Origin of the sequence: Actinoplanes sp. NBRC 101535 (assembly GCF_030269225.1) — a bacterium.
GTDB lineage: Bacteria > Actinomycetota > Actinomycetes > Mycobacteriales > Micromonosporaceae > Actinoplanes > Actinoplanes rectilineatus.
Window position 1 is genome coordinate 96,288 of the sequence record NZ_BSSY01000021.1, and the last position, 12,496, is coordinate 108,783.

Genomic DNA, 12,496 nt, shown 5'->3' on the forward strand with positions numbered 1-12,496 from the left:
TCCCGCAGCTTAAACATCAGGTACGACAAAAAGGTTCGCCGTGTAGGGTGCACCGCCGCACACCCTTTCATCGACCACGGGGAGATCCACCGTTATGTCGTACCGCCTGATACGCCTCCTGTTCGTCTTCGCCCTGATGGCCATGGCCGTCGGCATCGGTCTGATCTTCGACGGCAACGTCGGCAGTGGCCTGCTCGCCGCGATCCCGGGGACCGCCGTGGTGGCCCTGATGGCGACCATCTTCTTCCGCAACCGGGGCGCGGCGCTCACCGAGTGGCAGATCGGGCCGGTCCCGGGCCAGGTGGCCACCGACCGGGACCGCAAGGGCGGCATCTTCGGCGCGGTCTACAGCCTGCTGATGTTCTTCGCCGCGGGCGCCCTGCTGTTCGCCGCCTGGGTGCACGGCCCGGACAGCAGCACCGGCGCGAAGGTGGCCGTCCTGATCTTTGCGATGTTCTTCGCGGGGATTCCGGTGGTCCTCGGTCTCGGCATGCTCAAGGCCGGTCTGATGTGGTACCACGGCCATCCGGCCGGCCGTCTCGGTCTCCGCCGGCTGGCGATCTTCCCGGCCGTCCCGCTGGTGCTGAGCCTGTTCGGCGGTCTGACCGACGCGGACTCGCGCGGCTCGCTGGTCTGGAGTCTCCCGCTCACCGCCGTGACGGTGGCCCTGTTCGTCGTCACCCGGTCCACCCCGGCGGACAGGGTGGTCGAGGCCGCCGCCGCGCAGGAGCAGCAGGCCGCGGTCAACGAGCTCTTCGAGAAGATGGCGGCCGAGCAGGAGCAGCGGCAGAACCCGAACCAGCAGGCCTGACCGCCGGAATATTCACGTGCCCGCCGGCGGACCGGCGGGCACACTGTCCGGCGTGCACTCAGCGATCACGGTGACTCCCGCCCAGCTGCCCGGCCTGCTGCTCCATGTGGCGGTCGTGCGGCCGGTCTTCCTGTGGGGCGCTCCGGGCATCGGCAAGAGTTCACTGGTGCGCGACTTCGCCGACTCGCTCGGTCTGGAGTGCGTCACCCTGGTCGGCACCCAGCTCGCCGCCGAGGACCTGATCGGGGTGCCGGAGCTGCACAACGGTCGCAGCCGGTTCGCGCCGCCCGAGTCGATCGCCCGCGACGAGCCGTACTGCCTGTTCCTGGACGAGCTGAACGCGTCCGGTCCGGACGTGCAGAAGGCGTTCTACTCGCTGATCCTGGACCGCCGGATCGGGGCCTACGAACTGCCCGAGGGTTCCATCGTGATCGGTGCGGGAAACCGGGCCAGTGACAACGCGCTCGCCCGCCCGATGGCGTCCGCCCTGGTCAACCGGATGATCCACGTACACCTGCGGGCGTCGTGGAACGACTGGCGGGAGTGGTCGGCGGGTGCCGGCATCCACCGGTGGATCACCGGCTATCTGACCGAACGCCCGGACCATCTGTGGTCGGTGCCGCCGAAGGTGGAGGAGACGTTCTCCACGCCGCGCAGCTGGCACATGCTCTCCGACGCGCTGCTGTCGTTCGGCGACGACGTCGACGAGGAGACCCTGCGCCTGCTGGCGGGCGGCACCCTGAGTCCGGCGCACGCCACCGCCTTCTGCGGATACGTCAAAATCGTCCGGCATCGGTACGGCCTGGAGGCCATCGTCCGCGGCGATGTGGGCTGGCCGGCCGCGCCGGCCGACCGGGACCTGCTGTACTTCCTGGCCGAGGCGTTCCGTGCCCGTCTGGTCAAGAACCTCCCGGCCAGCAAGAACCACGCTCCGGCCGCCGTGCGCCAGTTCGCGCACCGGGCCAAGGCCATGCTGGTCGAGCTCTCCGAGATCTCGCTGGAGTGCGGCCGTCTGGTGATCTCCCCGGACGCCGATGGCAACCCGGTGCTGCCCGCCTGGTTCCTCGTCGAGGTGAGCCGTGACCTGCCGCGCCTGGTCGCGGCGCGTGCCTAGGTCCTCGTCGTGGCCCGCACCGATCCGCCCGCCGCGGACCCGAGCAGCGCCGCGTTCGGCGAGGCCTGGTCCGAGCTGCACGACCATCCACTGTTCGCTCCGTTGACCGTCGACTTCCCCCGGGCCGACGCGGAACTGACCGACACGCCGCTCCCCGGCGGCCTGCGGGTCTTCGCCCACGGCGGGATCCGGCTGAGCCGCGGACAGCGCCGTGACAAGCAGCAGTGGCGCTGGCTGCTCGCGCACGGCCTGCTGCACCTGGGGTTCGGTCACCTGAACCCGGCGCTCGCCCACGACGCCGCGTCCCGGGCCGCCGCCTGCGTGGCGGTGACCCGGTTCCAGCGGGCGGTGAAGCTGGGCCGGGAACCGGAGACGGTGCCGGCCCGGCTGCCGTCGGCCGACGAGGACGACCTGGCCGCCCGCTGGCGCCGCGAGGGGGTGCCGCGCGAGTTCACCGATCTCGGCGACCTCGATCCGGCACCCTTCCGGGGTGACTCCCGGTGGCCGGAACGGTTCGCCCTGGGCCTGTCGTCGGCCGCGGCGGCCGGCGTCGAGGTGGCCGGTGGCGTGCGGCGCGGCCTGACCGGCGACGCTCCCCCGCGGCACGTCTGGGATCTGGCGATGAGCTGGTTCCTCAGTTCGTACCCGCTGCTCGGCGGGGTGGCGGCCGGATTCACCCTGGTCGCGGACGCCGAGGTGGCGCGTAAGGCGGACATCGCCGTCGCCGCGGTCTCGGCCGACGCCGGCGAGATCTACCTCAACCCGTGGCGGTCGCTGAGCGAACAGGAGTGGCGGTTCGTGCTGGCGCACGAGTTGTTGCACGTCGCGCTGCGTCACCAGGACCGGGCCGGTGGGCGTGATCCGTTCCTGTGGAACGTGGCCTGCGACTACGTGATCAACGGCTGGCTGGTGGAGATGGGCGTCGGCCTGCTTCCTGACGGTCTGCTGCACGATCCGGAGCTGGCCGGGTCGTCGGCCGAGGAGGTCTACGACCGGATCGCCCGGGATGTCAGGCGAATCCGCAAGTTGGCCACTCTGCGCGGTCCGGGCCGGGGCGACATGCTCGGCGAGCCGTTGCCGTGGGCCGGGCGGCGGGTCGGCGGCGTCGATCTGGACGAGTTCTGTCGACGTGCATTGCTGACCGGTTTTGCCTATCACGAGAGCAGTGGACGGGGCACCCTGCCGTCCGGTCTGGTGGCCGAGATCCGGGTGCTGGAGCAGCCGCCGCTGCCGTGGGACGTGCTGCTGGCGCGCTGGTTCTCCGAGCACGTGCCGGTGGTGGAGAGTGTCCGCACGTACGCGCGGGCGAGCCGGCGGCAGGCCTCCTCGCCGGACATCCCGCGGCCGGGACGGCACCGCCCGGCGGAGATCGTTGCGCGCGCGACGTTCGGCGTGGTCGTGGACACCTCGGGGTCGATGAGCCATCGTCTGATGGGCAAGGCGCTGGGTGCGATCGCCGCCTACGCGACGGCGCGTGACGTGCCGGCCGCGCGGGTGGTGTTCTGCGACGCCGCCGCCTACGACGCGGGCTACCTGCGGGTGGAGGAGATCGGCGGGCGGATCCGGGTGCGCGGGCGGGGTGGCACCATGCTGCAGCCGGGCGTCGACCTGCTCGAGCGGGCCGCAGACTTCCCTGACACCGGACCGATTCTGATCATCACGGACGGCGAGTGTGACGTGCTGCGCGTGCGCCGCCCGCACGCCTTCCTGGTGCCGCGCGGCGCGCGACTGCCGTTCAGGCCTCGCGGTGAGGTCTTCCACCTGCGCTGAGCGTCTCCGGGATCTTCCAGGTGGGGTACGGGTCGGAGTCCGGTTCCCGCTCCGGCCCGCCGGCCGAGGTCGCCCGCAGCAGCACGGAGGTCCCGTCGGCGCACTCGATCCGCACGCCCCGGGGTACCTTGCCGCGCTGGTGCTCCGGTCCGAGCCCGGTCAGCGCCACCACCTGCCACGACCGGAACTGTTCCGGGCGGGCGACGTCGAGCAGGTGCACCGCGAAGACCGCGATCCGGTCCGCCCGCCAGGTCGGCGGCGGCAGCACCTCCGGGGTCGGCAGCGGCGACTCGCCCGGCCAGATCGCACCCCAGAGGTACGCCTCGGCCTGGTTCCGGTAGCGGACACGCACCCCGGCCGGCGACGGTCCGCCCGGCACGAGGTCCCCGCCGTACCGGGCCACGGTGGCGATCTCGGGGTGGCCGCAGCCGGCGAACAGCGCTTCGAGGACGTCCAGGACCTGGGCGAGCTGCACGGCGCCTCCTGAAGATGGGTCTTCGGGGAGTCAACGACGGCTCGGCGGGACCGGGCCACCCGCACTGTGCGACACGGTCGCTCGACGATGATCTATCGATCCGCTGTCGGATCGCTTCCACGCCGCTCCGCAGAGCGCGTCCCGGGGCACATGGCCTGCTCGGGCGGGGTAGGTTCTCGGTCATGGCCCGCGTACGCGCCGCACTCTATCTGGACTTCGACAACGTGTTCAGCGGACTGATCAAGCAGGACCCGGACGTCGCGATCCAGTTCGCCCGGGAACCGGCCGCCTGGCTCTCCCGCCTGACCGAGTCCCTGACCGTCGACGGTCCGCGTCGCTGGCTGATCCTGCGCTGCTACATGAACCCGGGTGGCTGGGTGCCGAACCCGGACACCACCGCCAGCCAGCAACGGCTGTACTACTCGCAGTTCCGGCCGTTCTTCGTCAACGCCGGCTTCGAGGTGATCGACTGCCCGCGGCTGACCCACACGAAGAACGCGGCGGACATCCGGATGGTGGTCGACGCGGTGGACGCGCTCGCCGACGCGGTGCCGCACGACGAGTTCGTGATCGCCTCCGGCGACTCGGACATGACGCCGCTGCTGGTCCGCCTGCGCCGGGCCGACCGCCGGACCACCATCGTGTCGCCGTCGGACGCGGCCGAGGCGTTCATCGCCGTCGCCGACCGTCTCATCACCAGTCAGGAACTGCTCGAGCTGGTGCAGGGCGAGCAGGTCGGCATCGACGACGAGGAGGACGCGGCGGTCCCGGCCGTCGACGAGGCCGAGGTCCCGGTCACCTACGAGCAGTTCGCCGACCTGGTGCGGTGGCGCTACCAGTCCGCGACCGGGCCGCTCAACCTGGCGTCGCTCGCCCACGACCTGCGCCGTCAGCTGGGCCCGAGCGTCGACCGGACCAGCTGGTTCGGCTTCGGCGGTTTCGTCCGGGCGCTGGAGAGCCTGACCCTCACGCAGGCCAAGTTCTCCAACCACTTCATCTGGGACGGCGGGCGGCACGACCCGCCGGAGTCGTTCGGGGCGACCGGGCCGGCGCCCGAGGCGGTCGGTCGTCTCAGTTCGCTGCTGAGCCTGCCGCGACTGCCCCGGGAGATGTGGCCGGCCGTCTACCAGTCGCTCGCCGACTATGCGGCGTCGCACCACTTCAACCTCACCGAGGCGACCCGCTGGGCCCGCGACCGGCTGGCCGCGCAGGGCGTCGACGTCAGCCGCGCGGCGATCGCCTTCGTCACCCGGGGCACGGCGTTCGGCGGGGCCCCGCTCTACCGCCAGCCGCCGCCGAACGCCGACGAGATCGCCGGGGCGTTCGCCGACAACGTGCTGAGCCGGGCCGAGGCGGCCGCGATAGCCCTCACCGAGGAGGAGTCCACTCAGGTCCGCTACTGGCTGGGCACGACTCAGCCGTAGGTACGCCGGGTGTGCCGCCGCAGCAACAGGGTGACGAAGCCGCGGGGTGACGAAGCCGCGGGGCGACAAGGCAGCGGTGACGAAGCCGCGGGGTGATGCGGAAAGGCGCACCCGCCGCGAGGACGGATGCGCCTGGACCGGCAGTGCCGGGTCACCGGTTGACGACGATCACCACCCGGCGGTTCTCGGAACGGCCCGCCGAGGAGCCGCCGATGACCGCGGGCCGTTTCGGCCCGTACCCGACGGCCCCGGCCGTGACGCCCGAGCCGTACTTCTTGAGGGCCGCACACACCGCCCGGGCCCGGCCGGTCGAGAGCGTGCGCCCCCACACCGGGCTCCCGTCGTAGTCGGTGTACCCCTCACAGGTCACCCCGGCGCCCGGCGGCAGGTGTGTGGCGAGGTTCCGCACCGCGGCCTGGCCCCTGGCGTTGAGGGCGGCCCGGTTGTACACGAAGATCCCGCCGGTCAGCAGCGTGGTGGCCTGGCCCCGGGTCAGCACCCGTTTGCCCAGCTTCGTGCTCAGGTGCGCGTCCGCGCCCCGGGCCGACGCCAGGTACGCCCACGTCCGCAGTTCCTTTCCGGTCACCTGTTCGGGGTGTTCCGGAACGCCGGCCCATCCTTCCCGGTCGATCGGCTTCAACGCGGGCGCCGCCGGCCGGGCGGTGGACCGCGGCGCGGGTTCCCCGGTGGTGGCCGCCGGCAACGGTGCCGTCCGGGCCGGGGCCGCCAGCGGTGACGTCCCGGTCGGCGTGAAGGTGACCGGTGCGGACGCCGCGCTCTTGCCGGCTGTGTTGACCGCCCGCACCACGACGGTCTGCGCGGCCCGGGCCAGACCGGTGATCGTGGCGGTGACCGGGTTGGCGCGGGCCGCCCCGGTCAGTTCGGCCCAGTGCTGGCCGTTGTCGACGCTGTACTCGTACCCCTCGATCTCGAGGTTGCCGGTGAAGGTGGGCGCGGCGAACGTGAGCTGGGCGCCGTCCGCCGCCGGGACCGCGGTCAGGTCGGTCGGTGGGTCGGCCGCGATGTTCCGGGTGGTCCGGGTGACGTAATGCGACCCGTAATCGGCGGCGAACAGGTGTCCCACCGCGTCGACCGCCACCCCGCGGACCTCGGTGTACGCGGCCGAAGCCGCATCACCGGGTTTCGGCACACCGGCGTCCTCCCCGCCGGAGACCAGCGCCAGCCCGCCGTCCGGGTCGATCCGGACGATCTCCCGCCCGGACGAGGCGGACACGAAGACCGAACCGCGCGGGTCGGCCGCGATGCCGGTCGGTGCCCCCACCGGTGACAGTGACGCCGGCCCCGGTTCGGCCGGTTCGTTCGTGCCGTCCCCGGCGAGCACCCGCAGCTTGCCGTCGGCGCCGACCCGGTAGACGTACGAGTGACCGGTGTCGGTGATGTAGACGTTGCCCCGGGTGTCGGCCGCCACTCCGGCCGGGCTGCCCACCGGACGCCCGGCTGCGGGACTGCCGTCGTCACCGGCCGCCGTGCTGCCGTCGCCGGCGAAGACGCCCAGTCCGGACGCGTCCAGTTTGAAGACGACGTTCTGGGCCGTCGAGGCGATGTAGAGGGCCCCGTCCGGTCCGACGGCCAGCCCGCGGGGTTCGACCGGCACCGTGGTGGCGTCCCCGGCGGCGGACGCCCGTCCCGGGCTGCCGTTGCCGGCGACGACCGTCCGGCTGCCGTCCGCAGACACCTTCAGCACCCGGTACCGGCCCGCGTCGGCGACGTACAGGTCGCCGTTCGCGCTGGTGGCCAGCCCGGCGACCGGGCTGCCCAGCGGTGCGGCGCGGGCCGCCGGTTCCCCGGACGTCCCGTTGCCGGGGTCGCCGGCGAACAGGTGCATGACGCCGGACCTGTCGATCTCGTACACCGCGCCCCAGGCGAATCCGACGAACACCGTCCCGTCCCGGCCGGTCGCCACCGCCGTGGGCGACGGGGTGTCCGAGCCGGTCGCCGGTCTGCCGTCGACCGGTGGGCTCAGGTTGCCGCCGGTGCCCGCGTGGATCGCCAGTTCGTCCGGTGGCGCGACCGCGTAGACGGCCCGCGACAGCGAGACCACTCCGGCGCCGACCACCGGGGCGGCGACTGCCGCCACCACGACCGCGCCGATCCGGATCCGGCCCTTCGCCGCTCGCGGCCTCCTTCCGGCCGCGTGTGCTCTCTCTCTGGCTCTATGCGCTCCCATGCTCTCTTCGCTCCTCGGCTGTCACTCCTCGTCCGGGGCCGGCCCCAGCCAGCCCCCACCTCGCCTATCGGCCGTTCGGAGGACCCGATGAGCAGGCGCGCCCGCTCCTGGTGAGGAACGGGCGCGCCCGGATGCCGGTGACGGTGGTCAGCTCCTGGTCACGACGATCACCACGCGCCGGTTCTCGGACCGGGACTTGGCAGAGCCGCCGATCACGGCGGGACGCTTCGGCCCGTACCCGACAGAGGTGGTGGAAATGTCCGCTCCGCTGCTCTTCAGCGCCTGGCAGACGGCCTTGGCCCGGCGATCGGAGAGCGACATCTCGCTCTTCAGGCTTCCGGCGTAGTCGGTGTAGCCCTCACAGGTGACCTTCGCGCCGTCCGCGAGGTTGTCCACCAGGCCCTTGACCGCCGCCTTGCCCTTGGCGTTGAGCGTCGCCCGGTCGAACGCGAAGATCGACCCGGTGGCCAGCGTGGTCGCCTGGTTCCTCGTCAGCACCCGGTCACCCAGCGAACCACTCGGGTGGGCGTCGATCCCCTTGTAGGAGGCCAGGTACGCCTTGGTCCGGCGTTCCCTGCCACCGGTCCGCTTCGGGTTCGCCGGAACCTTCGCCCACGCCGACCTGTCGATCCGGGGCAGCGCCTCGGCCGCCACGGTCGGCCGGAAGAGCGCGTCGATGTACTGCCCGTAGGCGTCACTGATCCGGTAGCTGATACCGGTGGTCCGCCCGACGAACCCGCTCTGCGGCGTGAACACGATGGTGAAGTCCAGCCCGGAACGGTACAGCCGGTACGTCCCCTCGCCCGGCACGGTGATCTGGTTGGTCACCGTGGGGGCCGCCGCGGCGGCGGCCCGGCCGGACACCTGGCGCAGGCTGATGTTCTGTCCGGTCGTGAGCTTGCCGGTGGCCGCCTTCCGGCCACCGCCGACGACGATGCCGGCACCGGTGCCCGCACCGCCGCTGCCGCCGGTGTCGACACTCGGCGGGGTGGGCACCGGCGGTTTCAGCACGATCGGCTGGTAGGTCGCGGTGCCGCTCTGCTCCCCGGCGGTGACCCGGAACGTCACGCCCGTGGCGGTGCCCACGAACCCGCTCAGCGGCACGAACGTGATCACCGGGCCGTCCAGCGCGTACGCACCGCCGGTGGCGTCGGTGACCGAGGTGCCCGGCCGGCCCTCGGCGGTGAGCAGCACGACCGTCTCCCCGGCGGCCAGGTCGACGGTCACCCGCTGCGCGGTCGTGCCGAAGCCACTGCTGGACAGCGATTGCGGCGCGGGCGGTGCGGCGGGCTTCCCCGACGTCTGGGCGGCCCGGCCCTGCCCGGCGCCGTTGAACGCCCGCACCGACACGGTGTAGGTGGAGCCGTTGGCCAGGCCGGTGACCGTGCCGCGGAGGCTGCCCGTACCGGTCGCCCCGAGGCTCTGGTACGCGCCGCCGCCGAGGGAGTACTCGTAGCCGAGCACCGGCAGGCCGCCGTCGTCCGCGGGCGCGCTGAACGACAGCGTGAGGCTCCGGTCCCCCGGCACCGCGGTGAGCCCGCCGACCGCGCCCGGCGGCTTCCCGGCAGGGGTCGGCGAGGTGGTCGGCACGACGACCGGCGGCGGTGCCGGATCGACCCAGGTGGGTGTGAAGGTCGCCGCGGTGGTCGGGTCACTCGGGCCGGTGGTGTTCCAGGCCCGGATCCGCACGGTGAACGCCGTGGTCGACAGGATCGGCCGCACCACCACGATGCCCGCGGTCACCGGCGTCACACCGGTGGCCGACGTCGGCGTCAGCGCGGTCCAGGTCGTTCCGCCGTTGAGGGCGTACTCGTAGCGGCTGAGCACCGGGTTGCCCTGGTACACCGGTGGGGTGAACGAGAGCGTCGCGCCGTTCAGGGTCGCCGTGGCGCTCAGCCCGGTCGGTGGATCCGGCTTGCGCGGGGGTTCGATCCAGGTCGGCGTGAAGGTCGCCGTGTTGGAGGGATCGCCGGCGGCGACGATATTGGTCTTGGCCCGGACCATCACGGTGAACGGCGTCGTCGTCGGGTTCGGCTTCACCACCGTGATCGCCGCGGTCACCGGCGAGGCACCGGGGGCCGACGCCGGGGTCACCGAGGTCCAGGTCGCCCCGGCGTCGACGGTGTACTCGTAGCCGCTGAGGGCCGGATTCCCCAGGTCCGCCGGCGGGGTGAAGGACAGGGTCGCACCGTTCCAGGTCGCCGTGGCGCTCAGGGCGGTCGCTGCACCCGGCTTGCGCGGGGGTTCGATCCAGGTCGGCGTGAAGGTCGCCGTGTTGGAGGGGTCGCTCGCGCCGACGGTGTTGGCCTTGGCCCGCACCTCGACCGCGAACGGCGTCGTCGTCGGGTTCGGCTTCACCACCGTGATCGCCGCGGTCACCGGCGAGGCACCGGGGGCCGACGCCGGGGTCACCGAGGTCCAGGTCGTTCCGCCGTCGACGGTGTACTCGTACCCGTCGAAGGCCGGATCCCCGAGGTCCGCCGGCGGGGTGAACGACAGGGTCGCACCGTTCCAGGTCGCCGTGGCGCTCAGGGCGGTCGGCGCACCCGGCTTGCGCGGGGGTTCGATCCACGTCGGCGTGAAGGCGTCGGAATTCGACGCATCGCTCTCACCGACCGCGTTCCTGGCCCGCACCTCGACCGCGAACGGCGTGGTCGACGGGTTCGGTTCGGTCACGACGATGGTCGCGGTCACCGGCGACACACCGGCGCTGGACGTCGGTGTCAGCGCCGTCCACGTCGTCCCGGCATCGACCGTGTACTCGTACCCGTCGAGCACCACGTTGCCGGTGAACACCGGCGGGGTGAAGGAGAGGTCGGCGCCGTTCCAGGTCGCCACGGCGGTCAGCCCGGTCGGCGCGTCCGGTTTCAGATACCGGGTGAGCAGCGCCAGGTGGTGGGTCGCCTGGTCGGCGATGAAGGTACGCCCGTCCGCGTCCGACGACAGGCCCACGATCTGGCCGTACTCGGCGTCGGCGGCCGGCAGGCTCGTCGACGGGGGTGTCCCCGCGGCACCGCCGGACACCACCGCCGGCGTGGCGCCGGCCGGGAGGTCGACCTGCGTGATCTTCAGGTTGGTGTCGGTGGCCACCAGCAGCGCGCCGGCCCTGGTGTCGTGGCTGATCGCACCGGTCGGCGCGACGCTGGCCATCACGTCGAGCGTGCCGCTGGACACCCGGTAGAGGGCCGTGTTGGTGGAGTCCGTGATATAGACGGCCCCGGCGGCGTTGTCCGCCACCAGTCCGGCCGGCGTCCCGACCGGAGTGTTCTTCGCCGTGCTGCCGTCGGCGCCGAGGAGGTCGCTGCCGTCACCGGCGAAGACGTCGAGGTCGGTGCCGTCGAGCTCGAACACGTACCCCTGGCTCTTCGCCGCGATGTAGAGCACGTCGGCGGGGCCCACCGCGAGCGCGCTCGGCTCGACCGGGGTCCCGGTCGCCGTCACCGGAGCGCCGAACATCGAGCCCAACCCGCTCGTGCTGCCGTCGCCCGCGACGACCTCCAGGTCCTTGGTCAGGTGGTCGACCTTGAGCACCACGTGATTGCTGTCGTCGGCGATGAAGAGGTTGCCGGCGCTGTCGAGCGCCAATCCGGTCAGCAACGTCCCCAACTGGCTGTCCGTCGCCGGAACCGCAGGGGTGACCGTCCCGGGACCTGCCGTGGTGCCGGCATAGCGGGCGATCGTCTTGTCGGTGCCGATCCTGTAGACGACGCCGGTGTCGCTCGCCACGAACACCGAGCCGTCCGGGGCGACCACGGTCGCGGTCGGGCCCGGCAACGGAGAGCCGACAGCCGGATCACCGTCGACCGGCGCGGTGGCCGTTCCGTCACCCGCGTAGACGATCACGTCGTCGGCCGGTGCCACCGCGTACGCGGCGGACGGCATCACGACGACGCCGGCGCCCGCCACCGGGGCCGCCACCGCCAGGGCGACCGCCGTGCTGAGGCCCATCCTCCCTCGTGTTCTCTTCGGGACTTTTCCGACACTGCGCGCATTCATACCGGTTAGCTCCTCGGCGTTGAGGCTCATCGGTCATCCGCATGACGCGGCATGACCCATGCCGCCTTATCGGCCGCGCAGCCGACCCGATAAGAAGCCCGGAGCGTCAGCCGAGATCGGCGAGGAGTGGCCCGGCCAGGGCGTCCCAGGTGGCCACCAGGTCGATGCCGGAGGGGTCGCGCAGCCACTGGATCTGCAGGCCGTCCATCAGCGCCATCACCTGCCGGGCCAGCATCGCCGGGGCCGGGTGGTGGTTCTCGGCCAGGCCGGCGAAGGCGGCCAGGGTCTGCTCCTGGCGTTTGCGGAAGTAGGCGTGCGCGGGGTGGCCGGGTGCCAGCGACTCCGCTTCCAGGACGGCGAACAGGCGGACGATCTCGGGCTGTTCGGCGTTGCGCCGGACCAGGGCGGCGCAGGTCTGGGCCAGGGTGAACCGGTCGGCCGGGGCGCCCAGCCGGGACAGCAGGGACCGCTGGTCCTGTTCGTCGCGGTACTCGAGGACGGCGACGAGCAGGCTGTCCTTGGAACCCATGTGGTGCAGCAGGCCGGGAACGGTCAGGCCGCAGCCGTCCGCGACGTCCTGCATCGACAGGCCCCAGAAGCCGCGTTCGGCGATCAGGCGCGTGGTGACGTCGAGGATCTGGCGGCGGCGCTCGGCGGCGGGGAGACGGACGCGGTCGCGGCGGAGGGACACAGGTAGTTCCTATCAGCAGCCTATTGC

Annotated in this window: 8 protein-coding genes; 4 read left to right on the forward strand and 4 right to left on the reverse strand. The window is 72.4% G+C overall.

The features are described 5' to 3' along the window. Nucleotides 1–94: 94 nt before the first annotated feature. The 3 genes from QSK32_RS38495 to QSK32_RS38505 all read left to right on the forward strand — a co-directional run bounded on the left by QSK32_RS38495 (nucleotide 95) and on the right by QSK32_RS38505 (nucleotide 3,695). Nucleotides 95–811: a hypothetical protein gene (locus QSK32_RS38495; protein ID WP_045745639.1), complete on the forward strand. Its 717-nt coding sequence runs from the start codon at nucleotides 95–97 to the stop codon at nucleotides 809–811. Between the two features lie 70 nt (nucleotides 812–881). After that, nucleotides 882–1,925, forward strand: a complete 1,044-nt coding sequence (locus QSK32_RS38500) for an ATP-binding protein (RefSeq protein WP_211275507.1) — start codon at nucleotides 882–884, stop codon at nucleotides 1,923–1,925. Nucleotides 1,926–1,934: 9 nt separating this feature from the next. Continuing rightward, nucleotides 1,935–3,695 (forward strand): vWA domain-containing protein, encoded by a 1,761-nt coding sequence (locus tag QSK32_RS38505; protein WP_045745640.1) that lies wholly within the window; start codon nucleotides 1,935–1,937, stop codon nucleotides 3,693–3,695. On the opposite strand, the gene QSK32_RS38510 is transcribed toward QSK32_RS38505, so the two are convergent. Continuing rightward, nucleotides 3,661–4,170 carry a hypothetical protein gene (locus QSK32_RS38510; RefSeq protein WP_045745641.1) on the reverse strand — a complete coding sequence of 170 codons (510 nt, stop codon included), beginning with the start codon at nucleotides 4,168–4,170 and terminating at the stop codon, nucleotides 3,661–3,663. The genes QSK32_RS38505 and QSK32_RS38510 overlap by 35 nt on opposite strands. A gap of 182 nt (nucleotides 4,171–4,352) precedes the next feature. Here QSK32_RS38510 and QSK32_RS38515 point away from each other — a divergent pair, with 182 nt between their 5' ends. Next, entirely contained in the window at nucleotides 4,353–5,594 is a 1,242-nt protein-coding gene (locus QSK32_RS38515) for an NYN domain-containing protein (protein WP_045745642.1), read from the forward strand. 151 nt (nucleotides 5,595–5,745) lie between these two features. Here QSK32_RS38515 and QSK32_RS38520 read toward each other — a convergent pair whose 3' ends face one another. The 3 genes from QSK32_RS38520 to QSK32_RS38530 form a co-directional block, all read right to left on the reverse strand. After that, nucleotides 5,746–7,782 carry a hypothetical protein gene (locus QSK32_RS38520; RefSeq protein WP_285474708.1) on the reverse strand — a complete coding sequence of 679 codons (2,037 nt, stop codon included), beginning with the start codon at nucleotides 7,780–7,782 and terminating at the stop codon, nucleotides 5,746–5,748. 147 nt (nucleotides 7,783–7,929) lie between these two features. Then, nucleotides 7,930–11,730 carry a fibronectin type III domain-containing protein gene (locus tag QSK32_RS38525; RefSeq protein WP_285474709.1) on the reverse strand — a complete coding sequence of 1,267 codons (3,801 nt, stop codon included), beginning with the start codon at nucleotides 11,728–11,730 and terminating at the stop codon, nucleotides 7,930–7,932. A gap of 154 nt (nucleotides 11,731–11,884) precedes the next feature. Beyond that, on the reverse strand, nucleotides 11,885–12,469 hold the full coding sequence (locus tag QSK32_RS38530) for a TetR/AcrR family transcriptional regulator (protein ID WP_285474710.1): 585 nt from the start codon (nucleotides 12,467–12,469) through the stop codon (nucleotides 11,885–11,887). Nucleotides 12,470–12,496: the final 27 nt, after the last annotated feature.

Coding starts and splice junctions, on each gene's coding strand:
- QSK32_RS38525 (WP_285474709.1), bottom strand. CDS start 11,730: ATGGGCCTCAGCACGGCGGTCGCCCTGGCGGTGGCGGCCCCGGTGGCG.
- QSK32_RS38515 (WP_045745642.1), top strand. CDS start 4,353: ATGGCCCGCGTACGCGCCGCACTCTATCTGGACTTCGACAACGTGTTC.
- QSK32_RS38495 (WP_045745639.1), top strand. CDS start 95: ATGTCGTACCGCCTGATACGCCTCCTGTTCGTCTTCGCCCTGATGGCC.
- QSK32_RS38520 (WP_285474708.1), bottom strand. CDS start 7,782: ATGGGAGCGCATAGAGCCAGAGAGAGAGCACACGCGGCCGGAAGGAGG.